The 26821-nt window shown below is 67.7% G+C and carries 22 protein-coding genes; 16 read left to right on the top strand and 6 right to left on the bottom strand.

The window, feature by feature from the left end:
• Window positions 1-16 precede the first annotated feature (16 nt).
• The 5 genes from nusB (at window position 17) to OG203_RS09860 (ending at window position 3452) form a co-directional block, all read left to right on the top strand.
• A complete protein-coding gene (gene nusB / locus OG203_RS09880) occupies window positions 17-523 on the top strand; it encodes a transcription antitermination factor NusB (RefSeq protein ID WP_405165377.1) in 507 nt (168 codons plus the stop codon).
• Window positions 520-783: a YciI family protein gene (locus OG203_RS09875; protein ID WP_405165376.1), complete on the top strand. Its 264-nt coding sequence runs from the start codon at window positions 520-522 to the stop codon at window positions 781-783. The genes nusB and OG203_RS09875 overlap by 4 nt, the downstream gene beginning before the upstream one ends.
• A 235-nt stretch (window positions 784-1018) precedes the next feature.
• Window positions 1019-1909: a hypothetical protein gene (locus OG203_RS09870; RefSeq protein ID WP_405165375.1), complete on the top strand. Its 891-nt coding sequence runs from the start codon at window positions 1019-1021 to the stop codon at window positions 1907-1909.
• Entirely contained in the window at window positions 1909-2595 is a 687-nt protein-coding gene (locus OG203_RS09865; RefSeq protein ID WP_405165374.1) for a hypothetical protein, read from the top strand. Before OG203_RS09870 ends, OG203_RS09865 begins: the two co-directional genes overlap by 1 nt.
• Complete coding sequence (locus OG203_RS09860) at window positions 2595-3452, top strand: inositol monophosphatase family protein (RefSeq protein WP_405165373.1); 858 nt, start codon at window positions 2595-2597, stop codon at window positions 3450-3452. Before OG203_RS09865 ends, OG203_RS09860 begins: the two co-directional genes overlap by 1 nt.
• Before the next feature lie 49 nt (window positions 3453-3501).
• Here OG203_RS09860 and OG203_RS09855 read toward each other — a convergent pair whose 3' ends face one another.
• Window positions 3502-4770, bottom strand: a complete 1269-nt coding sequence (locus tag OG203_RS09855; RefSeq protein WP_405165372.1) for an SLC13 family permease — start codon at window positions 4768-4770, stop codon at window positions 3502-3504.
• 27 nt (window positions 4771-4797) lie between these two features.
• On the opposite strand from OG203_RS09855, the gene OG203_RS09850 reads away from it, so the two are divergent.
• The 3 genes from OG203_RS09850 to OG203_RS09840 all read left to right on the top strand — a co-directional run bounded on the left by OG203_RS09850 (window position 4798) and on the right by OG203_RS09840 (window position 12571).
• A complete protein-coding gene (locus OG203_RS09850) occupies window positions 4798-10536 on the top strand; it encodes a TIR domain-containing protein (protein WP_405165371.1) in 5739 nt (1912 codons plus the stop codon).
• A 116-nt stretch (window positions 10537-10652) separates the two neighbouring features.
• Window positions 10653-11213, top strand: a complete 561-nt coding sequence (locus tag OG203_RS09845) for a DUF4334 domain-containing protein (protein WP_405165370.1) — start codon at window positions 10653-10655, stop codon at window positions 11211-11213.
• Window positions 11214-11335: 122 nt separating this feature from the next.
• Window positions 11336-12571, top strand: coding sequence for an FAD-dependent oxidoreductase (locus OG203_RS09840; RefSeq protein ID WP_405165369.1), 1236 nt, complete (start codon window positions 11336-11338; stop codon window positions 12569-12571).
• A 269-nt stretch (window positions 12572-12840) separates the two neighbouring features.
• Here OG203_RS09840 and OG203_RS09835 read toward each other — a convergent pair whose 3' ends face one another.
• Window positions 12841-13809, bottom strand: a complete 969-nt coding sequence (locus OG203_RS09835; protein ID WP_405165368.1) for a zinc-binding alcohol dehydrogenase family protein — start codon at window positions 13807-13809, stop codon at window positions 12841-12843.
• Window positions 13810-13894: 85 nt separating this feature from the next.
• Here OG203_RS09835 and OG203_RS09830 point away from each other — a divergent pair, with 85 nt between their 5' ends.
• Window positions 13895-14470 carry a TetR/AcrR family transcriptional regulator gene (locus OG203_RS09830; protein WP_405165367.1) on the top strand — a complete coding sequence of 192 codons (576 nt, stop codon included), beginning with the start codon at window positions 13895-13897 and terminating at the stop codon, window positions 14468-14470.
• Window positions 14471-14484: 14 nt separating this feature from the next.
• Here the strand turns inward: OG203_RS09830 and OG203_RS09825 are convergent, their stop codons facing one another.
• The 4 genes from OG203_RS09825 to OG203_RS09810 all read right to left on the bottom strand — a co-directional run bounded on the left by OG203_RS09825 (window position 14485) and on the right by OG203_RS09810 (window position 17663).
• Complete coding sequence (locus OG203_RS09825; RefSeq protein ID WP_405165366.1) at window positions 14485-15297, bottom strand: CPBP family intramembrane glutamic endopeptidase; 813 nt, start codon at window positions 15295-15297, stop codon at window positions 14485-14487.
• A gap of 88 nt (window positions 15298-15385) precedes the next feature.
• Window positions 15386-16099 (bottom strand): HD domain-containing protein, encoded by a 714-nt coding sequence (locus tag OG203_RS09820; protein WP_405165365.1) that lies wholly within the window; start codon window positions 16097-16099, stop codon window positions 15386-15388.
• Between the two features lie 326 nt (window positions 16100-16425).
• Complete coding sequence (locus tag OG203_RS09815) at window positions 16426-17052, bottom strand: alpha-ketoglutarate-dependent dioxygenase AlkB (RefSeq protein WP_405165364.1); 627 nt, start codon at window positions 17050-17052, stop codon at window positions 16426-16428.
• A 56-nt stretch (window positions 17053-17108) separates the two neighbouring features.
• On the bottom strand, window positions 17109-17663 hold the full coding sequence (locus OG203_RS09810; RefSeq protein WP_405165363.1) for a TetR/AcrR family transcriptional regulator: 555 nt from the start codon (window positions 17661-17663) through the stop codon (window positions 17109-17111).
• Between the two features lie 97 nt (window positions 17664-17760).
• On the opposite strand from OG203_RS09810, the gene OG203_RS09805 reads away from it, so the two are divergent.
• From OG203_RS09805 to carB, 7 genes are all read left to right on the top strand, one after another.
• Window positions 17761-18609, top strand: a complete 849-nt coding sequence (locus OG203_RS09805; RefSeq protein ID WP_405165362.1) for an SAM-dependent methyltransferase — start codon at window positions 17761-17763, stop codon at window positions 18607-18609.
• Window positions 18610-18754: 145 nt separating this feature from the next.
• A complete protein-coding gene (pyrR, locus tag OG203_RS09800; protein WP_405165361.1) occupies window positions 18755-19387 on the top strand; it encodes a bifunctional pyr operon transcriptional regulator/uracil phosphoribosyltransferase PyrR in 633 nt (210 codons plus the stop codon).
• A 67-nt stretch (window positions 19388-19454) separates the two neighbouring features.
• On the top strand, window positions 19455-20411 hold the full coding sequence (locus OG203_RS09795; protein ID WP_405165360.1) for an aspartate carbamoyltransferase catalytic subunit: 957 nt from the start codon (window positions 19455-19457) through the stop codon (window positions 20409-20411).
• Window positions 20408-21700 carry a dihydroorotase gene (locus OG203_RS09790; RefSeq protein WP_405165359.1) on the top strand — a complete coding sequence of 431 codons (1293 nt, stop codon included), beginning with the start codon at window positions 20408-20410 and terminating at the stop codon, window positions 21698-21700. The genes OG203_RS09795 and OG203_RS09790 overlap by 4 nt, the downstream gene beginning before the upstream one ends.
• A gap of 147 nt (window positions 21701-21847) precedes the next feature.
• Window positions 21848-22366 (top strand): transporter, encoded by a 519-nt coding sequence (locus tag OG203_RS09785; RefSeq protein WP_405165358.1) that lies wholly within the window; start codon window positions 21848-21850, stop codon window positions 22364-22366.
• Complete coding sequence (gene carA / locus OG203_RS09780) at window positions 22363-23478, top strand: glutamine-hydrolyzing carbamoyl-phosphate synthase small subunit (protein ID WP_405165357.1); 1116 nt, start codon at window positions 22363-22365, stop codon at window positions 23476-23478. The genes OG203_RS09785 and carA overlap by 4 nt, the downstream gene beginning before the upstream one ends.
• Window positions 23478-26804 (top strand): carbamoyl-phosphate synthase large subunit, encoded by a 3327-nt coding sequence (carB, locus tag OG203_RS09775; RefSeq protein WP_405165356.1) that lies wholly within the window; start codon window positions 23478-23480, stop codon window positions 26802-26804. The genes carA and carB overlap by 1 nt, the downstream gene beginning before the upstream one ends.
• Window positions 26805-26821 lie beyond the last annotated feature (17 nt).

Raw genomic sequence — 26821 nt, 5'->3', positions numbered from 1 at the left:
TGAGATAATGGTGACTGTGGCTGAACAGCCGTTAGACAAGAAGTCCTTCAAGAAGCTCGGCACGCGGCACAAAGCCCGCCGCCGGGCCGTTGACCTGCTCTTCGAGGCGGAGGCGCGGGATGTCGATCCGGCCGACCTGCTCGACGAGCGGGTCGAGCTCGCCACCCGCGACCAGGCCGTCGCGCCGGTGCACGCCTACACGCACACGCTGGTCGAGGGCGTCGCCGACGACCTCGACCGGGTGGACGGCACCATCGAGTCCTACCTCAAGGACTGGGAGCTGTCCCGGCTGCCCGCCGTCGACCGCGCCATCCTGCGGATCGCGGTGTGGGAGTTGTTCCACGCCAACGACGTTCCGCCGGTCGTTGCGGTGGACGAGGCGGTGGAGCTGGCCAAGGAGCTGTCCACCGACGACTCACCGTCGTTCGTGAACGGCGTGCTCGGCCAGGTCGTGCTGGTCGCGCCGCAGGTCCGCGCCGCCGCGGCCGCCACCCGCGCCCCGCGCCCGGAGGCCGACGCGTGAAGAAGTACCTGGTCATGGCGATGCGCACGCCGCGTTTCGACTCGGCCGTACTCCAACCGCACAAGGACTTCCTGCGCCAGCTGAGCGAGCGCGGTCAACTGGTGGAGAGTGCGCGTTTCACCGACGGCACCGGTGGGGCGTACTTCCTCGCCGCCGAAAACCTGGATGCCGCACGGGAACTCGCGTTCGCCGACCCGGTGCACACCACCGGCTCCTCGACCGTGACCGTCTACGAGTGGGAACCGACCACCCCGAACTGACTCGCGGGAGACCCTTGCACTCCCGCCGGGGGTGTACGGGACCGGCGGGAGTGGGATGCCGTGGCATCCGGGCCTGCGGTCGTCGAGTTGTTCGGCGACCGGTTCCCATCCTGGTTCCTCAACCGCACTCGAGGTCAAGCCGTAGCGCCAAGCCGTTGGCGCGCACGACTTCTGGTTTCCTTCGCGTCGCGTGCGCGGCTGCCTCTATCCTGGGGGGAATAGAGGGGAGGGCTGCATGGCGCGGTTGCTGATCTGGTTCCGCAACAACGTCGACGGTGTCGTCGCGCTGGTGCTCGCCGTGACCGTCGGCCTGCTCTCGGTGATCGACGTGATCCCCGTCGATAACGTGAACGCGGCGGTGCTGCTCGTCCTCGCGCTGCTGGCGACCACCCTGCTGCGCGATCGGCACCTGTCGGCCAAGGCCCTCCGCGACGCGACCTCGGTGCAGCTGCTGTACGGACCCGAGATCGGCCACGCGCACACCATCGCCAGGCGCGGCACCGAGCAGTGGATCTTCAAGGGCGGCACCGGAACCTACATCCGAGCGGTGACGCTGCGCGAATGCGTGGAGAACGCGCGACGCGAACAACGCCCGCTGCGTATGCAATTGGAGATCCTCGACCCGACCAACGAAGCGCTGTGCAAGACCTACGCCCAGTTCCGTTCCTCGCTCTCGCCCGAGGCCGACCGCACCGGCGAGCCGTGGACCACCGAACGCACCCGCAAGGAAGCGTTCGCCACCGTCCTCGCCGCCTGCTGGTACCGGCAGCGATTCACCTTTCTGACCATCGACGTCGGTTTGTCGACGGTGATGACGACGTTCCGCTGGGACCTGTCGTCGAGTTGCGTCATTGTCACCCAGGACAATCCGAACACCCCGGCGCTGATGTTCGAGCGGGACAAGCCGTATTACCGCGATTACAACCGCGAACTTGTCGCCAGCTTCAAGCAGACCCGTCAGGTCCCGCTGAGCCGCAGCGAGGAACTGGCGCTGTCCGATGAGCCGACCGTCGACCAGGTCCGCGGCCTGTTCCAGGCGCTGTCGCTGGAACTTCCGTCCGCCTTCACCGATCGCGACGTCGCCGACATCGTGCGTCGCGCGCTCCAGCCGAGGAACCCGTATTAGTGACTGAATATGCCCGCTTGCGCACGCTGATCGGCTCCGATGCCACCGGGGCCGCGGTGCGTGACTGGGTCCGCGAGGTGCTCGCGGGTGTCGTCGACGGTAGCTCGGAGCTGATAGCGGTCCGACATCCGTTGGGGTTCTTGTGTTTTCCCGCCTGGCGCGGCGGCGGTTTCGGTATCTGCGTGCACGTCTGGACCGAGGGGGTGCGCGCCGACCCGACCACGTCCAAGATGCACGCGCACAGCTGGGACCTGCTCAGTACCGTGCTGTACGGCATCGTCGGCAACGAGATCATCGAAATCATCAATGCCCCAGTGCATCCCACGCACCGGCTGTTCGAGATCCAGAGTGCCGCCGACGGCGACTTGGTGCGCGCGACGCAACGACTGGTCACCTACCGCACCCGGTCCCGCGAACACTTCCACACCGGCGAGGTCTACACCCTGCCGCACGGTGCGTTCCACGTGTCCGACGTGCACGGCGAGGCGGCGACCGTGGTCCTCGGTGAGGACAATCGCGGCCGCCCCGACCTGTCGCTCGGCACGCTCGCCACCACCGACCACTGGGTGCACCGAACCCTGTGCACCCCCAACGAAACCCGGCGCGCGGCGCACACCGTGCTCGCCCAGCTGCAGGGCCAGCCCCTGCCGACACAACTGGAGAACCGATGCGAGCGGGCGACGTAATGAACCAGGTACTGCCGGACACCCTCCTCGACATCGCGGCCGGTGTCGCCGTCGCGGCGGCCGTCGAAGCGGGTCACGCGATCCGCTCCGGGCTGCTAGAGGCGCTGACCATCAGCACTAAGGACCCGACCGGCGACGTGGTCACCGACCTGGATTTCCTTGCCGAGGAGATCATCCTGCGTCACCTGCGGCAGGCCTTCCCCGGCCACCGCATCCTCGCCGAGGAATCCGGTGCCATCGACAGCACCGACGACGCCTGGTGCTGGGTCGTCGACCCGCTCGACGGCACCAACAATATCGCCATCGGCCTGCCGGTCTGCACCGTCGGTATCGCGCTGTGCCACAACGGAACACCGGTCCTCGGCGTCGTGCACGAACCGATCGCCGACCGCACCTGGACCGCCATCCGCGGCCGCGGCGCGCACGGCCCGAACGGCCTGCTGTGGCACCCCGCGCACCGGCCCGCGGCTGCAGCCCCGGTCCTCGCGTGGCTCCAGGGTTATCCCGTGGCCCGCGCCGACCCCATCGCCCGCGCCCTGCGCCTCACCCTCGAATCGGCTTCCCGCCGCCTGATCCAACTCTGGTCCCCGCTGCTGTGCTGGGTCATGCTGAGCAACGGCGACATCGACGGCTTCGTCGGCTACCGGGCCGGTCTCATCGATCTCCCCGCAGGTGCCCTGCTCGCCCGCGAATCAGGCATGCACATAACGGATTTCGATGGCACCCTGCTCGACGAGCGCCTCGACCTTCCCGCCGGGGAAGTGGATTTCATCGCAGGCAGCTCCGAAATGATGTCCGAACTCACGTTATTGGTGAAGTCCGCGGCGGAAGTCACCGTCACCGGCCTGCCTGGCTAAGTGCTTTGTCGGAACGCTCAGTGCGGCAAGTATTCTCGCATGCGTCTGCCTATCCGATGACAAGCAGTGCCGCGACCGCCCCGGTGGTACCGATGAGGGCGAGCCCGAGGCCGGTGAGCACGAAGCGGAGCATTGGGACGCGGACGTTGTGAGTGCGGCAGAACTCCAGACACAGCAGGGTCGCGAGCGAAGCCCACGGGGTGACGATTGGGCCGATGTTGGTGCCGATGAGCAGGGCGAGTAGCTGGTTGTGGTTTTCGGGTGGCACGACCGCCTCACCCGCGGTGTAGGCGGGCAGGTTGTTGGCGATATTCGACAGGGTCGCACCCGCGCCTGCCGCACGGAAGGCGCCGACCGCGCCCGAATCGGAGCCGATCAGCGTGTGCATCAGATCAGAGAGGCCGAGGCGGCCGAGGGTGGGGACCACCAGGAACAGCCCGACGACGAAAACCAGCAGCCGCCACGGGATCAACGCGAACCGCAGCGACGAGCGGTCGAACACGGCGAAGGCGAGGACCGCGATGGCGGCCGCGATGGTCGCGGCGATACCGATGCGGGTGCCGACGAACGGGATCGCGAGGATGAACAGCAGGCAGGCACCCGCCGTGGTGTACAGCAGTGCCCGTTCTTTCCCGTTCTCCGGGCGGATCGGCTCGGGCGGAAGGTAGCGGTCGGTATCACGGCGACCACGCCGCCAATACCACAGCCACAGGCACAGCATCGTCGCCACGAGCGAAACGAGCTGCGGCGCCCACATTTTCGCGGCGAACCCGGTCGCGGTCAGCGCGACCCGGTCGGCGGCAAGCAGATTGGTCAGGTTGGACACCGGCAGCAGCAGGCTCGCGGTGTTGGCGAGCCACACGGTGGTCATGGCCAGCGGCAGCGGCGGGATGCGGGCAGGCACGGCGAGCGCGAGCATGACCGGGGTGATCAGCACGGCCGTCGTATCGAGGTTCAACAGCATCGTGGTTGCCGACGCGAACAGCACACACAGCACGAACAGCGCCGGATAGTAACCTCGCCCGAGAATGGCAAGCCGGTGCGCGATCACATCGAACACCTTGGCCTGGCGGGTCAGCTCGGCCAGCACGATCACGCTGCCGAGGAACAGCAGCAGCGGACCGATCCTGCGCATGTTGTCGGCGGCCTCGTCCCGGGGCAGCAGCCCGGTGAGCACGCACAACAGTCCGGCGAGCAACAGCCCGATCCGGACCCAATCCAGCACGCTCAAGCCCCAGCGGGGGCGTTGGACCGCCGCCGTGGCGCTCGACGGAGAGTTCCGTTCGGAGGAGTCGACCTGTTCGGGCACGACTGCCATGCTATTGGCCTGGGCCATACTGGGTGCGTGACACAGCAGGGCGGGCGGGCGCGGGACTTCTTCATCAGCTATTCCCCGGCGGATGAGCGATGGGCTACTTGGCTTGCCTGGCAATTGGAAAGCTCCGGTTATCGCACTCTGATCCAGGCGTGGGACTTCGTGCCAGGCACCAACTTCATCGACTTCATGGACCGCGGCGTGCGTGAGTCGGCCGTCGTGCTCGCCGTGCTCTCCGACAACTACCTCGAATCGCGTTACGGGACAATGGAATGGCAGGCCGCGTTCCGCACCGATCCCGGCAAGCTGCTGCCGATCCGCGTCGCCGACTGCGCGCTGGAGGGCCTGCTCGCCACCCTCACCTACATCGATCTAGTGGACGTGCAGACCGACGAGGAGGCCCGCCGAATCCTGATGGAGCGGGTGCGGCACCTGCTCGCGGGCCGGGGGAAACCGCAGCACGAACCGCGGTTCCCCAACGAGCTCGATGCCGCCGCAACGGACCGGTATGCCGACGAGGACCACGCCGGCCCCGTCGAGTCACCGTTGAACAGGCGTACTCCCGTTGCGGCCCCGGCCTTTCCTGGCGGCACGCACCGTGCCGAGCATCGTTCCGGTGTCAGCGTGCTGCACGTGGCTGGCCCGCGCTTCGGCCGCGGACTGTTCGCGCCCGACGAGCCGAGCACCGCCCGCGAACTGCAGTCCCGCATCTATGCCAACGTCACCCAGCTGGTCGACCAGGGCGTGCCGAAACCCGACATGATCGTGGTGACCGGCGATCTCACCGAATCCGGCCGCCCGCGCGAAGTCGACGAGGCGCTCACCTTTCTGACCGGCTTGCGCGTCCTGCTCGGTCTCGAACCGGACCGGCTGATCGTGGTGCCTGGCAATCACGATGTGTCCAAGGTCGCCTGTCACGCCTATTTCCTGAATTGTGAAGCGCGCGACCGCAAACCGCAGCCACCGTACTTCCCGAAGCTCGAGCAGTACGCGCGGCTGTTCGCCGAGCTGTACCAGGGCCTCGACCATCTGGTGTTCGACGTCGGCCAGCCGTGGACGCTGTTCCCGATTCCCGAATTGCGGGTGGTGGTCGCGGGTTTGAACTCGACGATGGCCGCGACCCACCTGCCCGACGACGACTACGGCCGGATCGGCGAACCCCAGGCCGCCTGGTTCGCCGAGCGCCTTCGCCCGTTCGAGGAGAACGGCTGGCTGCGGCTCGGTGTGGTGCGGCACGACCCGTTGCCAGGCCCGGCCGCCTCGCCGCGCGATCCCGCCCTGCTGCGTGACGCGGACACGCTGTCCCGGCTGCTCGGCGGTCGGCTCAATCTGCTGCTGCACGGCCCGGGTCCCGGTGGGCCGCACCTGGATCGGTTGGACGGCAAGCTCCCCGTCCTCCCCGCGGCGGCCGCGGGTCGCGACGAGATCATCCACCTGACCGCCGATGGCCTCGCTCGATTCTCCGCTACCGCAGCACATTCCGCGGAACCCACCGCGCGCCTGGAGTCGTCCTGGTCGAATGCCGTTGCGGCACTGGCCTCGAATACGCTGCTCGAGCTCACCGCCCCCGACGAGCCCGTCGTGGAAACCCCCGCCATCATCGACCCGCACGGCCGGCTGCTGGAACGGGTGGCCGAGGTGTGCGAGACCCGCTTCCCTGATGCCAAAATCCGCCGTGTCGAGACCGATCCGCCGCACCTGTTCATCACCCATCAGCGCGACGACGTCACCGCGCAGTGGCGCGTCGGTGTGCACGTCGGCGATATGACAAGGGAGGTCGTCGAGGAATTCCTCGGCAACGACCCGGAATACGGCTCCGAACTCGTCTATCGCGGTGCCCCGCCGCCGCGTTCGCTGCGTGACGAGGCGGCGAGCCACGGCCTGCGCGTGCGCAGCTTCACCGAATTCCAGGGCCTGCTCGACCTGGACGACTATCTCGCCAAGCAGGTGGAGCGGCTGCGCACCGACCGCCGCTACCCGCCGGATCTGTATGTGCCGCAACGTTTCCGGGTGCTCGAGCATGGCGATCAGCTGATCAGCGAGGATCTCGTCGCCGAACTGCTGCGCCTGGTCGCCGTCGATCACGGCCGATTCGTCCTGGTACTCGGCGATTTCGGGCGTGGCAAGACCTTCGCGCTGCATGAGCTGGCCCGCCGCATCACCGAGACCATGCCGGTGCTGATTCCGATCCTGATCGACCTGCGCACCCTGGACAAAACCCATTCGGTGGACGCGTTGGTCGCCGCGCATCTGGCCAATCACGGCGAGGACCGGATCGACCTGAAAGCGTTGCGCTACATGCTCCGTGAGGGTCGCGTGGTGCTGTTGTTCGACGGCTTCGACGAACTCGTCACCCGGATCAGCTACGAGTTCGCCGCCGACCATCTGGAGACCCTGCTGCAGGCCGCGGTCGGCAAGGCGAAAATCATTGTGGCGAGCCGCACTCAGCATTTCGAGTCGCGCGCGCAGGTGCTGACCGCGCTGGGGGAGCGGGTCGGGCTGCTGCAGGACCGGCAGATCCTCAATATCGAGGACTTCGCGCCCGCGCAGGTGCACGCCTTCCTCACCAACCGCTACGGCGGTGACGTGCACCGCGCCGACGCCAGGATGCGGCTGATCACCGGCATCCAGGATCTGCTCGGCCTGGCCCAGAATCCGCGGATGCTCAGCTTCATCGCCGATCTGGACGAGCGGCGGCTGCGGGCAGCGGCCGGTGCGCAGCAGACCGTCGGCGCGGCCGGGCTGTATCGGGAGATCCTCGAATCCTGGCTGTCCTACGAGACGGACCGCACCGCGGCGACCACTGGTTCGCTGCCCGGCCTCGGGCTGCACGAATTGTGGCTCGCGGTCACCGAATTCGCGTTGCGCATCTGGGAGACCGGCGAGCCGTACCTGCGGTTGGCCGAATTGACCGAGGTGGCACAGAGTCTCGTGGAGATGACCGGGTCCAACCGAATGTCGGTGCAGCAGTCCGCGCACGCCATCGGGTCGGGGAGCCTGCTGGTGCGTACCGAGGACAACCTGTTCGGCTTCATCCACTCGTCGGTGCCGGAATGGCTTGTCGCCAACCACATTGCCGAACAGTTCGGCGCGGGCATCGCCGCGCCGCCGCAGCTCGCGCACCGGCCGCTGTCCCAACTCTCCATCGACTTCCTGTGCGATCTCGCCGATGTCCGCAAGGCGCGCACCTGGGCCGACGGCGTACTGGATGACCTGGCCGCCGATGAGATCTCCCGCACCAACGCGATCCGGCTCACCACCCGCCTGCGCACCGCGCCGACCGCCGACCTGCGCGGCGCGATCCTGGTCGGCGAGGACCTTTCCTATCGCGATATGCAGCAGGTCGACCTGACCGGCGCGGACCTGACCGGCGCCCGGCTGGTCGGGGTGAACCTGGACCGGGCGATCCTGCGCGGCGCCCGGTTGACCGGTGCTCGGCTGGACGAGGCGAGCCTGGTCGGCGCGGACCTGACCGACGCCGATTTCACCAGAGCTCGGCTGGCGCGTGCGGACCTGACCGGTTCCCGCGGGACGGGCAGTCGCTGGAACCGAGCGGCACTGCTCGACGTCATCGGGACACCGGCGGGCACCGACCTGCACGGCGCGGCGGTGGTGCCCGGCTCGGTGGCCAGGACCGAATTCGCCCCTGCCGCAATCGGAGTCAGGCACGGGTTTCACGCCAGGCACGGCAGGTTGCCGCAGCCGCTTGCCTACAGCCCGGACGGCGGCACCCTTGCTATTGGCAGCGACGACGGCGGCGTGCTGATCTGCGACGCCGAGACCGGGCTGCCGCTGCGCACGCTGCAGGGGCATCGCAACCGCTCGTTCGCCGTCGCCTACACCGATACCGTGCTGATCAGCGGGTCGAGCGACGGCACGGTCGGCATCTGGGACGCGGCGACCGGCGAGCTGCGCCGAATCCTGCACGGGCACAGCGAATGGCCGTGGCCGGTCGTGCTGAACCGCGCGGGTGATCTGCTGGCCACCGGTGACGCGGAAGGGAAGCTGCGACTGTGGTCGCTGCCGAGCGGTGACCTGCGGCACGAGTGCCTGCCCGCGGACGGAAGCCGGGAGCTGATCTACAGTTTGGCCATTCACGACGGAGTGGTCGCCGCCGCCTATCGCGACGGGGTGGTTCGGCTGTGGGATATCGAAAGCGGGCGCGAGCGCGGCGAATTCGTCGGTGCGTCCGGCTCGGTGTTCCGGATCGCGTTCAACCCGGCGGGTGATCTGCTCGCCGTCGGCGACGTGCACGGCCTGGTCGCGCTCTGGGATCCGGTGCGCTGCACGGTGATTCGCGAGCTGCCCGGCCACACCGGACGGGTATACACCCTGGCTTTTCATCCGCGGCTTCCGCTACTCGCCAGCGGGGATACCGATGGGGGACTGCGCATCTGGGATATCGAGACCGGTCAGTCGAAGCACGCGCCGACCGACCACAACGCCGCCATCTACTGGGTGATCTTCGATCCGAGCGGCGATCTACTCGTCTCCGGCGACAGCGCGGGCCTGCTCTGCCTGCGCGACAGCGCCACCGCCGAACTGCGGCACCGGATCACCGCGCACACGGGCTCGATCTGGCCGTTCGCGTTCCGGCCGGACGGCGCGCAGCTCGCCGTCACCGACGACCAATTCACCACGCGCCTGTGGGATCCCGTGACGGGAGTGTGCAGGCATGTGCTCACCGGGCACGGCAGGCAGGTCAGGTCGGTGACCTTCAATACCGACGGCACGCTGTTGGCGGCCGGTGGCAACGACGGCGTGGTTCGGCTGTGGGATCCGGTGACGGCCAAGCTGATTCGGCGTCTGGTCGGCAGCGAGGATCGCCTGGTGACCTTCGAATCGGCGCTGTTCAGCAGGAAACAGCCGCAACAGCTCGGAGTGGTCGGCAACGACGGACGGTTCAGTCTGCTCAATCTGGATACCGGGTTGTTCCAGCGGCACATCAATGTCGAGGCCGCGCCCGTCTGGGCGATCGCTTTCGATCCCACCGATCAATACGTGGCCACCGCGAACGACGACGACACGGTGATCATCTGGAGCCGTACCACCGGCGCGCTGCACATGGTGTGCGCGCAGCATCACGGACGGGTGCGGTCCATCGCCTTCAACGCCGACGGCACCCTGATGGCCACCGGCTGCGACGATTCCGTGGTGCGGCTGTGGGACGTCGATTCCGGCAGGCTGCTGCGCGAGCTGACCGGCCATAGCGATCGGGTCTACGCGGTGGTCTTTCACGGTGATCGGCTGGGCAGCGTCTCCTGGGACAAGACGGTGCGCATCTGGGATGTCGACACCGGGGTGAGCCTGCACGAGCTGACCAGGCACACGGGGCGCGTGTGGGCGGCGGCGATCGATCCGCGCAGCGGCATCCTGGCCACCGGTGGTGAGGATCTGGTAGTTCGCCTGTGGGACATGGCGACTGGGCGTCATCTGCACACCATGGAGGGGCACAAGCGGCAGGTGTGGTCGCTGGCCTTCCATCCGTCCGGGCGGCTGCTGGCCAGTGGCGGTGACGACGGCAACACGATCCTGTGGACCGTGCCAGGGGGCGACGACCCGGATATGGAGACCGCGCCGACCATTCGCGCCGAGCTGCTCGGACTGCCGGAAGGATGGGCGGCGCTCGCGCCCGATGGGCGATACAAGTTCGAAGGGAATACGGCGGGTCAGTTCTGGCATGTGATCGGGATGTCACGGTTCGAATCCGGGGAGCTGGATCCGTATGTGCCGGAGGTCGGGCAGCTCCCGTTGGACGCGCCGTTCTGAGCTAGCAGGCGCCGCGCGCGAGGGGCACCCTCGGGTTTGCCCCGTCGCGCCGACGGCGGCTCTGACGCAGAGATAGTGTCAATGGCGCGACGTTGCCCCTAGTGAGGAGAGCTGAGATGGCCGAGACGAAGGGAACGGGAGCAGCCGAGTTGGCGGCGCTCCGAGCCCACCGCTGCACCCCGGAACAGGCATCGGCGTTGTTCGACAGCCTGCCCGAGGTGCCGTTCGCCGAGATCACCACCGGGCGCTGGCGCGGCGATGAACTCGATACCGGGCACCCGTTCGCCGGGGTGCTGGTCGCGTCGGGGTGGTACGGCAAGCAGTTCGATGACGCGGACACCGTGCATCCGCTGCTGTTCGCCGCCGACGGGGTCGTGTTTCCGGTCGACCCGCGCCGGGTGCCGCTCGGGCTCGCCGGGAAGGTGCCGATGGCGGGGGTTCGGGTCGCGAAGAAGCTGCTCGGCTACCTTCGGTTCGCGTTCCAAACCCACAGGCCGACAGCGCGTTTGCGGAATATCGAGTATCGCGGCGTTGTGAGTGCCGCGATGATCTACGACCACCTGCCGATCGTCGATCACTTCCGGCGGGTCGACGAGCGCACCCTGCTCGGCGTGATGGACATGCGCGGGTTGACCGAGCCGTACTTCTTCATCCTGCAGCAGGACGCCGCCTCTTGATCGACGGCCCACCCGGGTTATGGCCCGCGACAACCGATCTCGGCCCAGCACCGATCACCGCGCAGTAGCATTGGAGTACAGGCGATACCTTGCGGCGATGCGGTGACCGAGGAGGGAAGTCGATGGACGAGACGACATGCCTGGTGGTCGGCGGTGGTCCGGCCGGGATGATCCTCGGACTGTTGCTTGCCAGGGCCGGGGTCGACGTGACCGTGCTGGAGAAGCACAAGGACTTCCTGCGCGACTTCCGCGGCGACACCGTGCATCCCACCACCCTCGACCTGCTCGATGAACTGGGGCTCGGTGCGGAATTCGCGAAACTGCCTGCGCGCAAACTGGATCAGGTCGCGCTGCCGACCACCGGCGGACTGCAAACCCTTGCCAGCCTGAAACATTTGCCGGGTAAGCACAAGTACATCGCCATGGTGCCGCAGTGGGATCTGCTCGATCTACTCGCCCGCGCCGCCGACCAGGAGCCGAGCTTCCATCTGCGGATGAATACCGAAGCGACCGACCTTGTTTGGTCGAACGGAAAGGTTACCGGCGTCAGCTATCGGACCACCGACGGTGGTAGCGGCGAGATCCGCGCCGACCTCACCGTCGCCTGCGACGGCCGTGCCTCGGTGCTGCGCGCCGCGGCGGGGTTGCCCTCGCGAAGCTGGCCGACGCCGATGGACGTGTGGTGGTTTCGCGTGCCGCGCACCGACATCGACCCCGTGGGCGCCATCCCCATCGTCACCGCCCGCCGAGCCGCGGTGTTCCTCGACCGCGGCGACTACTGGCAATGTGCCACTCTCATCGCCAAAGGCACCGATGAGGCGGCGCGGCGCGGGCCGGTCGAGGAAATCATGGGCGCCATGTCCGACTCGGTGCCCTGGCTCAAGGACCGTGTCGACGCCCTCACCAGCTGGGACGAGGTGAAACTCCTCGACGTTCAACTCGACCGCCTGACCACCTGGTACACCGACGGCCTGCTCTGTATCGGCGATGCCGCGCACGCCATGTCCCCGGTCGGCGGCGTCGGCATCAACCTCGCCGTCCAAGACGCCGTCGCCGCCGCGAGAATCCTGGCCGCCCCGCTGATCGCGGGCTCGGTCAGCACCCGCGACCTGGCTCGCGTCCAGCGCCGCCGAAGCCTGCCGACCGCGGTAACCCAAGGCATACAACGCTTCTTGCATGCCCGCGCGATCCAACCGGCTCTCGCGGGAACCGTCGACATTGCCGGATCCGCCCGAGCGCCATTGCCGATCCGCGTCATCCGCCGAATCCCCGTGGTCCGCAGCATCCCCCCGTTCCTTGTCGCCCGCGGCATCCGCCCCGAACACGCCCCCGGCTTCGCCCGCCGCGCCCCCAAATAACGTCCCGCGCAAAAAGGTTCGGCCCGTGCGCGAATTGGTTGGCAATTCCGTGCGCAGCTGGACGACCCGTGCGTAGCGCCACGTCGAGCCGGATAGTGCGTTGCCGCATGCAAGAATTCGATCGCTCGCGATGGCACGCCCCCGCTGGGGCGCCGGGCAGGTCTTGCCTTTCCGCGTACGAATCGGCCAGCGATTTCGTGTGTGGCGCGAGAATCAGTGCGCGGCGGGAGAATTGGTGCGCGTGGTGTCAACTCGGCGGTGACATCGGGCTAGGGGCGGAGGATGAACTTACCCAGGGGGCTGCGGGCTTCGATTAGTTGGTGGGCGTGGGCGGCTTGGTCGAGGGGGAGGACTGCTTCGATCAGGGGAGTCAGGGTGCCGGTGGCGGCGCGTTGGAGGGTTGCGGTGCGGGCGTTGGCGACTCGGGTCAGCCAGTCAGGGCCCGCGCAGCCGGTGAGGGTGAGGCCGCGGGTGATGAGGTCGGTGGCGGTGAGTTGGGCGGGAGCGCCGGAGAGCCAGCCGTAGCTGAGCATTCGGCCGCGGAGGGGAGTCATGGTGTCGAGGAGGTCGAGGGCGGTGGTGCCGCCGATGGAGTCGAAGATTACGTCGAGGGTTGTGCCGCTTAGGGTTTCGCGCAGTCGGGTGGTCCATTCGGGGTCGTTGTGGTCGATGACCTCGTCGGCGCCGAGTTTGCGTGCGTGTTCGGCCTTCTCGGGACCGCCCGCGGTGGCGATGACGCGGGCCGCGCCGTATTCCTTGGCGAGCTGGGTGAGGTAGCTGCCGATACCCGTTGCGGCGGCTTCGATCAGCACTGTTTCGGCGCCGGTGAGGGCGGCTGTTTCCAGCAGCGGCAGTGCCACCGAGCCGCTCATCAGGACCGCGGCCGCGTCCACCGAGGACAGACCGTCCGGGATCAGGGTGACGGAATCGGCTGGTGCGCTGACGAATTCGGCGTAGGAGCCGAATCTCATGGTGGCCACCGTGACTCGGCGGCCGATCAGCGCGGGATCGACGTCGGTGCCAACCTCGGTCACCACGCCCGCGGCCTGGAAGCCGAAGACCAGCGGCGGCTCGACACCGAGGGGGAACTCGCCGGCGCGTAGCTTGGTCTCGGGGAACAGGACAGGGATCGCCTCGGCGCGGATCACGACGTCACCCGCTGCAGCCCGTGGCGCCGGGATCTCCTCGAGGACCAGTACCTCGGGCCCGCCGGTCGCCGTCATTACGATTGCCTGCATTATGAACTCCATAAGTTGACTGCCGGTCCAGTTGCCTTCGCAACGATATGGACCGCCGGTCAAGTTGTCAACGAAAGCGGGTGTGATGACCGACGGGCGTCCGAAGGAACGGGCCGACGCCGCGCGCAACCGGCGCGCGATTCTCGACGCGACGACCGCGCTGCTCGCCGAACACGGCGCCGAGGCGATCACCATGGACCGCGTCGCCGCCGCGGCCGGGGTGGGGAAGGGCACGATCTTTCACCGCTTCGGCAATCGTGCCGGACTGTTGCACGAGATGGTCGCCGAGAGCGCGCTCACGCTGATGGACGCGATCACCGATGGGCCGCCGCCGCTGGGGCCAGGAGCGCAGGCCGGTGCGCGGCTGCTCGCCTACTTCGACGCGATGACGCGCTTGGTGATCGAGAACTCGGAGCTCATGGTCGCCTATCGCACGGTGCCGCCGCATCCGCGGACCGGGGAGTTCCACGCGTTCTGGGACAACCACATCACCGCGCTACTGCGCGAGGCGCGACCGGATCTGGATGCCGAGGTGGTCGGCAGGCTGCTACTCGGTGCGATCGGTGGGGAATTGGTGCACACCATGGTTCGTTCCGGCGAGACCGATCGACTGCTCGGCGCCGTTCGTGAACTGGTCGAATCGGTGCTGCGCACGCCCTGAAAAGCCGTGTGCCGTCACCATATTGCGGCGAGCATCGGAATCGGCAGATTGATGACGCCGTGAACAAGGAAGAGCAGCCAGGGATTTCGGTATCGAGACCACAGGTAGCCGAGGAAGATCCCGTATCCGCCGATGTGCACGAAGGCGCTGGCGAGGTCGACACCGAAACCGTTGCCGCCGTGGATCACCGCGTGCCAGGAAGCGAATACCAGCGAGGTGACGAGGATCGCGGGCCAACGCCCGACGCTGGCCTCCAGCCGGGTCTGTAGCCAGACTCGGTAGAAGATCTCCTCCAGCATCGCATTCAAGATGAATACGCCAAGCACCGTGATCAGGTCCGGTCGCGAGCCGGTATAGCCGTGTCCGAACAGCGTGAACAGGGCAAGGAAGATGAGTATCGCGGGCGCGGGTCGAAGCCATCGGCCTCGGGTGTCGACCCGATACCACTCGCGCCAGGACGCCAATCGGAACAGCAGCGGAATGGCAAGCAGCAGTGGCAGTTTCAGGCCGAGGAACCAGCCGTTGCCGCCGGGGGAGAGGGCGAAGGCGATCACGAAGGTGAGGGCGAGCGCGAAAAGCCACCAGCCCTGACGTGTGGTGCGTGGGTCGTCCGGCAGTCCGTCGTCGCGGCGTTTCGGCGGCACCAGCCAGGCGACCGCGAGCCCGCCGAACACCGTCAGGCCGAGCATCCATAGCGGCAATGTGTCGGTGTTGTCGGCGGAGATGCGCAGTTCGGTGTGGTCTGTCCAGATCAGCGTCACCAGCGCGGCGACGAATACCAGAAGTCCCGCTGCCAGTAGAAAGCCGCCCGCCCCTCGGAGTTTCATGCGCATCACGATGCCATCGGGGGCGCGCCGTTCGAACCCGGTGAGTCCGATATCGGCCAAATGTCATACGAAGGGATGACGGCGGAGATCAATCACCGGCGAGGATGGCCTCGAAACGTTGGTCAGCACTGTCGAGTTGGTCGAGGATATGCTGTTTGACGTCGTCGGCCAGTGGCGTGTCGGGGCGGGTGACGAGGTCGCGGTAGATGGCGGTGAGCGGGCGGTATTTGGTCGCGAGCCGGTGCATGGCCGGGCCGGTCGCGTACAGGATGCCGACGCCGTTGTCGGTGAAGTCGGACAGCTTGATGATCCTGGCCCACGGTGCGCGGTCGAGGTTGGCGGCGACGTGCTCGCGGTATTGCAGATGCCGGTCGATCGCCGGGTCCGGTTCCGGGTTGGTGACGGCCGCGACGAGCTCGGCAACGCGGTCGCCGAAGCGGTCGGCGAGTTCGGCGAGGGCGGCGGCGGTGGGCGGGCCAGGTCGGTCACCGGCCAACTCCGTCGGATGATCCTCGACGGAATCGTGCAGCAGGCCCGCGGCGATCAGATCGCTGTCCGGGACCTTGTAGTGGCTGATGATCCGGATCGCCACCCGCAGTAGATGATTGAGATACGGTTCGCGGCCGTACCGATCGTCGCGGTGTAGTTCTGCGGCCAGGTCGAGGGCCGCGATGAGTCGATCGGTATCGGGTAGCTCCGCGATCTCCAGTAGTAATCGTTCGCGCAGACCGGCCTCGCCGTAGACCTCGCTGATCGTATGCAGCGGCATCACGGCCAGGACTCCCGCCCCAGGATTGCTCATGCTGCCAATCTAACGGGGTCGCGCGGTCGGCGTCGCATGGAAAATCCGTTGCCGGTCACTGCCCGGCCGTGGCGTCCAGAATGCACCGCGAGGCCAGGAATCGGACCGTCTCCACCCTCCCGGAGCCCTCCCCGAACAGACGCCATGGTGCGCATGGAGTTTGGTGGGTCGCGTTCAAGATCATGGGGAACTGGTGGCGGCATCGGGCGAGAAAAACCCGCCGTCAGTTCCCCATGATCAGTCGTCCAGATCCCTCCGGCGCAGCGCCGCACCCCTCGGTGCTGTTGCGGCGCTGCGCCGTTGGGGGCGGTTAGTCGGTTCGGTGGTCAGCGAACTCCGCGCGGGCGGAACTGAATGCTGATCCGCGGACCGGTCGGCTTCCTGGTCTTCGGTATGGCATGTTCCCAGGTGCGCTGGCACGAGCCGCCCATCACCAGCAGATCGCCGTGCCCCACCTGGTATCGAATGCTTTCGCCACCCCCGCGCGGCCGCAGCAGCAGCGCTCGCGGCGCACCGATCGACACGATCGCGACCATGGTGTCGTGGGTCGCGCCGCGGCCGAAGTTGTCGCCGTGCCAGGCGACGCTGTCCTGTCCGTCGCGGTAGTAGCAGAGTCCGGCCGTGCGGAACGACTCGCCGAGCTCGCGTCGGTAGTGCTCGCTCAGGGTCTCGCGCGCGTCGGCCAGCGCCGGATCGGGCAGCGGCTCGTGCTCCTCGTAGAACTTCAGCAGCCGAGGCACATCGACCACGCGGTCGTACATCGGCCGCCGCTCGGCCTTCCATGGCACGTCGTCGACCAGCCGATCGAACAGCGCGTCGGCGCCGGACAGCCAGCCGGGCAGCACATCCACCCAGGCACCGTGATCGAGCACCGTGCGCCGCGCGGCACGAAGCGACCCGAATTCGGTATCACCGAACCCGTCGAGCAGTGATCCCTGCAGCGGTGTCGACATGCCAGCGAATCTACCCGCAATCGAACGTATGTGCTAGCGCCATTCGGACGCGACAGTCAATTCTTGGCGAGAATCCCGTGCGCGATATCCACCGCGGCCGCGTAGCACTCGTCGTCGCTGAGCGGCAGATCGCCCATCATGGCGGTGCTCCAGCTGATGGCGAGCAGCGCCTGCCTGGCATGAAAGACCGCGCGCGGCTCGTGGTCGGGTTCGGTCATCAGATCGGCAAGTACCCGGAACTGATACCGCAGACTCACGCCGAAGCCGAGTTCCCGGAACGCGGGCTGGTTTTCGGCCATGAAACGCACCATGTCGCGTCCGACGCCGTGCAGCAGCGCGCCGTAGCGGTCGAGAATCTGTTGCGCGCGTTCAGGTCCCGGCGCTGCGGTCTCGGCCAACGCGACGATGTCGTCGATGCCGCGCCGCAGGTCGTCGGACAGGCTCGCGACGATGTCCTCTTTGGTGCGGAAGTGGTAGTAGAGCGCGGCTTTGGTCACGTCGAGGCGCTCGGCGATCTCCCGCAGTGACGTCTTCTCGTAGCCGCGCTCGGAGAACAACTCCATCGCCACCGCGCGGATTCGTTCCCGCATGTCGCTGCGACGGCGATCCATGGCTCTCCCTTTGCTTGACGACCGGCTAGTTGGAGCCTAGCGTGACGGCTGCGGCGAGATACCTAGCCGGTCGGCAAGTAAATCTTTTGGAGGGATCATGACCGAAACGCGACCTGAGGCACCGACTGCCGGTGTGGCGCTGACGGCGATCGGGGTGGCGGTGATCCGAGCGCGGGAATCGCGCAGGCCGGACCGGCTGTACGACGACCCGCTGGCGCAGCGTTTCGTCGACGCCGCGCGGCGCAGTTATGGGGAGGAGGGGGCGCAACGCTGGGCGCGGCTGGAAGCGTTGGCCGACACGTTCTTCGAGGGGCGGACCGTCGGGGTCCGGCTGGTCGACGATCGGATGGTGGCGGCCGTCGAGGCCGGTTGCCGCCAGATTGTCATCCTCGGGGCGGGCTTGGACACCCGCGCGTTCCGGTTGACGCTGCCCGCTGATGTTCGATTCTTCGAGATCGATCTGCCGGAGCTGTTCGCGTTCAAGGAGCCGGTGCTGGCCGACGCGGTGCCGAAGTACGACCGCACCGTCATCGCCGCCGACCTCCGTGAAGAGTGGTCGGAGATGCTGCGCGCCAAAGGTTTTCGCGCGGACGTGCCGACCTACTGGGTCGATGAAGGGTCCCTCGGCTATCTAGGCCGTGCCGATGCGTTGCGAGTCGCCGAGACCCTGACCGAACTCTCCGCTCCCGGAAGCCAATTCGGCGCGGGCCGCTTCCACGTCGACCGAAACCTGCCGCACTACACCGAACTCGGGCGGTTGGTCGGCGGCGAGCACCACGGCGAAGGTCGCGACCTGAGCGGACTCGGGCCGGACGCGCAGAACTGGCTCACCGCGCACGGCTGGCGCACCAGCTTCCGGAGATGGGACGACATGGTCGCTCCGCTGAACCGTCCCGCCGCCATCCGCGACGCCGAGGTCGGCCTCATCCTCGCGATCCGCGAATAGCCGATGTGGCCGGGCCAACCCCCTTCCCGTGGCCCGGCTCACACCGCGCTACACCTGGTGAAAGCCGGGCTCGGACCGCTGTTACGCTGCTTGCCGTAAGACATCCTTTAACGGACCGTCCGGTGAGGCGGGGAAGGAGGTCGGCATGGCCGTGCCCGAACGGGCCGCCAAGTCCGGCGCTGCCGAAACATCGCAGCGACACACCCCAGAGGGGGTGGAGGCGGGGCGGGAGCTGTTGTCGGCTTCCGATGTCAGTCGGACCATCGCGCGCATCGCGCATCAAATCATCGAAAAGACCGCGCTGGACGCGGGCGAGCAAGGCGCACCGCGCGTCGTGCTCATCGGCATTCCCACCAGGGGCACCTCCCTGGCCGCGCGGCTCACGGACAAGATCGAGGAATTCTCCGGCGTCCGCCCGGCCCTCGGCTCGCTCGACATCACCCTCTACCGCGACGATCTGCGCACCCGGCCGCACCGGCCGCTGGAACGCACCTCGGTCCCCGAGGGTGGCATCGAAGACGCGCTTGTCGTGCTGATCGACGATGTCCTCTTCTCCGGCCGCACCGTCCGCTCCGCCCTCGACGGACTGCGCGACCTCGGCCGCCCCCGCGCCGTGCAGCTCGCAGTGCTGATCGACCGCGGCCACCGCGAACTCCCGATCCGTGCCGACTACGTCGGCAAGAACGTGCCAACTTCGCGCGCCGAGGACATCTCGGTGCTGCTCACCGAACACGACGGCCGCGACGGCGTTTACCTGCGCCAGGAGGCTGAAGCGTGAGCGAGCGAACCATGGACACAGCGGCCCTGTGCCGAACGACGGAGCCGAGCGTCAGCGAGGTGGAGTCGTGAGGCATCTCCTTACTGTCAGTGATCTTGATCGCGCCACCGCGATCGAATTGCTCGACGAGGCCGAACGTTTCGAGCAGGCCCTGCTCGGCCGCGAAGTACACAAGCTGCCGACCCTGCGCGGACGCACCGTGATGACGGTCTTCTACGAGAACTCCACCCGCACCCGCGTCTCGTTCGAGGTCGCGGGCAAGTGGATGAGTGCCGACGTGATCAACGTCAGCGCGAGCAGCTCCTCGGTCTCCAAGGGCGAATCCCTGCGCGACACCGCGCTGACCCTGCACGCCGCCGGCGCCGACGCGCTGATCGTGCGGCACCCGGCTTCCGGTGCGGCACACCAGATCGCGCGCTGGATGGACGCCTGGGCCGTTGCATCCGGCAGCTCCGGCCCGGCCATCATCAACGCGGGCGACGGCACTCACGAGCATCCCACGCAGGCGCTGCTCGACGCGCTGACCCTGCGCCAGCGGCTCGGCGATATCGAGGGCAAGCGGGTCGTGATCGTCGGCGACATCCTGCACAGCCGGGTCGCCCGCTCCAACGTTTTCCTGCTGGCCACCCTCGGTGCGGAGGTCGTGCTTGTCGCCCCGCGCACGCTGCTTCCGGTCGGCGTCGACGCATGGCCCGCGCGGATCGCGCACTCGCTGGACGCCGAATTGCCCGGCGCCGACGCGGTTCTCATGCTTCGCGTGCAGGCCGAGCGGATGAACGGCGGGTTCTTCCCGTCGGCCCGCGAATACTCGATCAATTACGGACTGTCCGAACGCAGGCTCGCCCTGCTGACCGAACACGCGACGGTCCTGCATCCGGGCCCGATGCTGCGCGGCATGGAAATCGCCTCGCCGGTAGCCGATTCCGCGCAGGCCGCGATCTTGCAACAGGTGACGAACGGAGTACACATGCGCATGGCCGTCCTGTTCCGGCTGCTGGTCGGTACGCAGGAGGCGGTGGCATGACGCGACTTCTGATCAAGGGCGCCCGGGTCTACGGGGAGGGCGAACCGGTCGACGTGCTGATCGCCGACGGTGTAATCCGGGAGATCGGCACCGATCTCAGCGCCGACGACGCGGAAGTCATTGCGGCTGAGGGCCAAATCCTGCTGCCCGGCTTCGTCGACCTGCACACGCACCTGCGTGAGCCGGGCCGCGAAGATACCGAGACCATCGAATCCGGTTCCGCCGCAGCCGCGTTGGGCGGTTACACGGCGGTGTTCGCGATGGCCAACACCAGCCCGGTCGCCGACTCGGTGGTCGTCACCGATCACGTGTGGCGCCGCGGCCAGGAGGTCGGCCTTGTCGACGTGTACCCGGTGGGTGCGGTGACCGTCGGTCTCGAAGGCAAGCAGCTCGCCGAAATGGGCACCATGGCCGCCGGAGTCGGCGCGGTGCGGATGTTCTCCGACGACGGCCACTGCGTCTACGACCCGCTGCTCATGCGCCGCGCCCTGGAGTACGCGAACACCCTCGGCGTGCTGATCGCCCAGCACGCGGAGGAGCCGCGACTCACCAAAGGCGCGATCGCGCACGAGGGCCCGACCGCGGCCCGCCTCGGCCTGGCCGGCTGGCCGCGCGCGGCCGAGGAGTCCATCGTGGCCCGCGACGCGATCCTCGCCCGCGATGCCGGTGCGCGCGTGCACATTTGCCACGCTTCCACCGCAGGCACCGTGGAACTGGTGAAATGGGCCAAGGCGCAAGGCATTTCGATCACCGCCGAGGTCACCCCGCACCACCTGCTGCTGGACGACTCGCGCCTGGAGACCTACGACGCGGTGAACAAGGTCAACCCGCCGCTGCGTGAGGCGTCCGACGCCGCCGCGCTGCGTCAGGCGCTGGCCGACGGGATCATCGACTGCGTCGCCACCGACCACGCCCCGCACGCCGAACAGGACAAGTGCTGCGAGTTCGCCGCCGCCCGTCCCGGCATGCTCGGCCTGGAGACCGCGCTCTCGATCATCGTGCAGACCATGGTCGAACCCGGCCTGCTGGACTGGCGCGGTGTCGCCAGGGTGATGAGCGAGCAGCCCGCCGCGATCGTCGGGCTCGACGAGCACGGCAGGCCGATCGAGGTCGGTGAGCCAGCGAACCTGACGCTGGTCGACCCCGACGCCAGCTGGACGGTGCGCGCCAAGGAGCTCGCCAGCATCTCGAACAACACACCGTTCGAGGACATGACGTTCCCGGCCCGAGTGACAACGACGTTGCTCCGTGGTCGGGTAACTGCCCGTGAGGGCAAGGTCGGTGGGTAGCCGCGCGGTGCGAGCGACGGGCCCGGAGGCGGTAGCGCCGAATCAGCGCAGTCGGCCGGAGGCCGGCCGTTGAGGGCGGCGGTGGGTGACGGGTGGGCCCACACAGGGCACCGGGAGCGCAGCCGATTGGACACGGGAGGTTCGTAAGTGGAGAGAACGCTTTGGGTTATCGGGCTGCTCGCGCTGTTCGCCGTGTGCGTCTGGCTGATGTATCGGGGCTGGCAGAACCGGGCCGCGCGCCAAGGGGCACGCATCGGTGAACTGCCGACCGTGCCCGCCGACCTGGGCGCACAGGTGCTCGAGCCGACCACCGGACTGTATCTCGGCAGCACCATGGCGCCCAGCTGGCAGGACCGGATCGCGGTGGGCGACTTGGGTTTCCGGGCCACGGCGGAACTCACGCGGTTCGAACGGGGGATCCTGCTCGAGCGCGACGGCGCGACGGTGATCTGGATCCCGCAGGAATCCATTACCGCGGTGCGCACCGAGCGCGGGCACGCGGGCAAAGTAATGACAGCAGATGGTGTGCTGGTAGTTCGCTGGAAGCTGCCCACCGGAACCGAGATAGATACCGGTTTCCGGGGTGACGACAAGGCGGTGTACCCGGCTTGGACTCGGGGGTTGCAAGCAGACACCAGCACGACGACGGGAGACGACGAGGGATGAGTCAACAAGACGCTGCTCTAGTGCTGGAGGACGGCCGGGTATTCCGCGGCTCGGCCTACGGCGCCGTGGGCGAGACGCTCGGTGAGGCGGTGTTCTGCACCGCGATGACCGGCTACCAGGAGACCCTCACCGACCCCAGCTACCACCGCCAGATCGTGGTCGCCGCGGCACCGCAAATCGGCAACACCGGCTGGAACGACGAGGACGACGAGTCCGGCAAGATCTGGGTCGCCGGTTACGTGGTGCGCGACCCCGCGCGCCGCGCCTCCAACTGGCGGGCCACCGGCACACTGCCCGAGGCGATGCAACGCCAGGACATCGTCGGCATCGCTGGCATCGACACCCGCGCCCTGGTGCGCCACCTGCGCACCCGCGGCTCGATGAAGGCGGGCATCTTCTCCGGCCCCGCCCTCGCCGACACCGACGAGCTGCTCGGCCGGGTCACCGGCCAGCCGTCCATGCTCGGCGCCGACCTGGCCGAAGAGGTGAGCACCGACTCGATCTACACCATCGAGCCGACCGGCGATCCGCGCTTCACCGTCGTCGCGGTCGATCTCGGCATCAAGACCAACACCCCGCGGATGTTCGCCGAACGCGGCATGCGGGTGCACGTGGTGCCCTCGAACACCTCGATCGACCAGATCCTCGCGCTGAACCCGAACGGTGTCTTCCTGTCCAACGGCCCCGGCGACCCGGCCACCCAGGACGGCGCGGTCGCGCTGACCAAGGGCGTGCTCGAGCGCGGCCTGCCGCTGTTCGGCATCTGCTTCGGCAACCAGATCCTCGGCCGCGCGCTCGGCCGCAAGACCTACAAGATGAAGTTCGGCCACCGCGGCATCAACGTCCCGGTGATCGAGCACGGCACCGGTCGCATCGCGATCACCGCGCAGAACCACGGCTTCGCGCTGGAAGGCGAGCAGGGCGAGCAGTTCGACACCCCGTTCGGCAAGGCCGAGGTCAGCCACGTCTGCGCCAACGACGGCACGGTCGAGGGCGTCCGCCTCATCGACGGCCGCGCGTTCTCGGTGCAGTACCACCCGGAGGCCGCCGCCGGACCCCACGACGCTGCTTATCTCTTCGACCGTTTCGCCGGTCTCATGGAAGGAGCCTGATGCCACGCCGCACCGATCTGAAGCACATCCTGGTGATCGGCTCTGGACCGATCGTCATCGGACAGGCCTGCGAGTTCGATTACTCCGGCACCCAGGCGTGCCGGGTGCTGCGGGCCGAGGGCCTGCGGGTTTCACTGGTGAACTCCAACCCGGCGACCATCATGACCGACCCCGAGTTCGCCGACGCCACCTACGTCGAGCCGATCACCGCGGAGTTCGTTGAGAAGGTCATCGCCAAGGAACGTCCCGACGCCATCCTGGCCACCCTCGGCGGGCAGACCGCGCTGAACACCGCGGTCGCGCTGCACGAGAACGGGGTGCTGGAGAAGTACAACGTCGAGATGATCGGCGCCGACTTCGACGCCATCCAGCGCGGTGAGGACCGGCAGAAGTTCAAGGACATCGTCGCCAAGGTCGGCGGCGAAAGTGCCCGCTCCCGTGTCTGTTACACGATGGACGAGGTGCGCGACACGGTCACCGAGCTCGGATTCCCTGTGGTGGTGCGGCCTTCGTTCACCATGGGCGGCCTCGGCTCCGGAATGGCCTACAACGACCAGGATCTCGACCGCATCGCCGGTGGCGGCCTGTCCGCCTCGCCGACCGCGAACGTGCTCATCGAGGAATCCATCCTCGGCTGGAAGGAATTCGAGCTCGAGCTGATGCGCGACCGCAGCGACAACGTGGTCATCGTCTGTTCGATCGAGAATGTCGACCCGATGGGCGTGCACACCGGCGACTCGATGACCGTCGCGCCCGCGATGACGCTCACCGACCGCGAGTACCAGAAGATGCGTGACCTCGGCATCGCGATCCTGCGCGAGGTCGGCGTCGATACCGGCGGCTGCAATATCCAGTTCGCGGTTGACCCCGCCGACGGTCGACTGATCGTCATCGAGATGAACCCGCGCGTCTCGCGTTCGTCCGCATTGGCTTCCAAGGCAACGGGATTCCCGATCGCCAAGATCGCCGCCAAGCTGGCCATCGGCTACACCCTCGACGAGATCGTCAACGACATCACCAAGGAAACCCCGGCCTGCTTCGAGCCGACCCTGGACTACGTGGTCGTCAAGGCGCCGCGGTTCGCGTTCGAGAAGTTCCCCGGCGCCGACCCGACGCTGACCACCACCATGAAGTCGGTCGGCGAGGCAATGTCGTTGGGGCGCAACTTCGCCGAGGCGCTCGGCAAGGTGCTGCGTTCGCTGGAGACGAAGGCCGCCGGCTTCTGGACCCTCGAAGACGGCAAATGGACTGACGTCGAAGCGATCCTGGAAGACCTGCGCACACCCATCGAGGGACGCATCTACCAGGTCGAGCGGGCGCTGCGCCTCGGCGCGAGCATCGAAGACGTCGCCGCCGCTTCTGGCATCGACCCGTGGTTCGTCGCGGAGGTCGCCGGACTGGTCGAGCTGCGTACCGAGATCATGGACGCGCCCGTGCTCGACGAGACGCTGCTGCGCCTGGCCAAGCACTACGGCCTGTCCGACGGTCAGATCGCCGCGCTGCGCCCGGAATTGGCCGGGGAGACCGGCGTTCGCGCGCTGCGGCACCGGCTCAGCGTCCGCCCGGTCTTCAAGACGGTCGACACCTGCGCCGCCGAGTTCGAGGCCAAGACCCCGTACCACTACTCGACCTATGAGCTCGATCCCGCCGCGGAATCCGAAGTGGCCCCGCAGCGCGAGCGCGACAAGGTGATCATCCTCGGCTCCGGCCCGAACCGGATCGGCCAAGGCATCGAGTTCGACTACTCGTGTGTGCATGCGGCGCAGACACTTTCGCAGGCCGGGTACGAGACGGTGATGGTCAACTGCAACCCGGAGACCGTCTCCACCGACTACGACACCGCCGACCGGCTCTACTTCGAGCCGCTCACCTTCGAGGATGTGCTCGAGGTGTACCACGCGGAAAGCGAGTCGGGGCACGTCACGGGCGTCATCGTGCAGCTGGGCGGGCAGACCCCGCTCGGCCTGGCACAGCGGCTCACCGACGCCGGTGTCCCGGTGGTCGGCACCAGCGCCGCCGCCATCGACCTGGCCGAGGACCGCGGCGAATTCGGTGACGTGCTCGTCGCGGCCGGACTGCCCGCGCCGAAGTACGGCACCGCCACGACCTTCGCGCAGGCCAAGAAGATCGCCGCGAGCATCGGCTATCCGGTACTCGTCCGCCCGTCCTATGTCCTCGGCGGGCGCGGCATGGAGATCGTCTACGACGAGAACTCCTTGGAGGGCTACATCTCTCGGGCCACCGAGCTCAGCCCCGAGCATCCGGTGCTTGTCGACCGGTTCCTGGAAGACGCCATCGAGATCGACGTCGACGCGCTGTGCGACGGCGACGAGGTCTACCTCGGCGGTGTGATGGAACACATCGAAGAGGCAGGCATCCACTCCGGCGACTCCGCCTGCGCGCTGCCGCCGATCACACTGGGCCGCAGTGATATCGAGGCGGTGCGGCGCTCGACCGTCGCGCTGGCCAAGGGCATCGGCGTCAAGGGCCTGCTCAACGTGCAGTACGCGCTCAAGGACGACGTGCTCTACGTGCTAGAGGCGAATCCGCGGGCCAGCCGGACGGTTCCGTTCGTGTCCAAGGCCACCGCGGTGCCGCTGGCCAAGGCGGCCGCGCGGATCATGCTCGGCGCCACCATCGCCGACCTGCGCAAGGAAGGCATGCTGCCCGGCGAGGGCGACGGCGGGCACGTCCCGCTGGACGCACCGGTCGCCGTGAAGGAGGCCGTGCTGCCGTTCCACCGGTTCCGCAAGGCCGACGGCACCGGCGTGGATTCGCTGCTCTCCCCGGAGATGAAGTCCACCGGCGAGGTGATGGGCATCGACGCCGACTTCGGCACCGCCTTCGCCAAGAGCCAGACCGCGGCCTACGGTTCGCTGCCCACCGAGGGCACCGTGTTCGTCTCGATCGCGAACCGGGACAAGCGCGCGATGGTCTTCCCGGTCAAGCGCCTGCACGACCTCGGGTTCCGCATCCTGGCCACCGAGGGTACGGCGGAGATGTTGCGCCGCAACGGTATTCCGTGCGAGCAGGTGCGCAAGCACTCGGAGCCGGAAACGGTGGCCGCCAATGGTGATGTGCCGCAGCCGACGATCGTCGAGCAGATCAGGGACGGCGAGATCGACATGGTCTTCAACACCCCCTACGGCAATTCCGGGCCGCGCATCGACGGTTACGAAATCCGCAGTGCCGCGGTCGGTGTGAACATCCCGTGCATCACCACGGTGCAGGGTGCGGCCGCCGCGGTGCAGGGCATCGAGGCGAGCATCAACGGTGGGATCGGGGTGCGTTCGCTGCAGGAACTGCACTCGGTGCTGCGTGGGTGAGCGGGACGGAGACGACA

It is taken from the genome of Nocardia sp. NBC_01499 (genome assembly GCF_045040275.1).
Classification (GTDB): domain Bacteria; phylum Actinomycetota; class Actinomycetes; order Mycobacteriales; family Mycobacteriaceae; genus Nocardia.
Note: the sequence above shows the minus strand (reverse complement) of the source record. Positions and strands in the feature narration are given on the sequence as shown.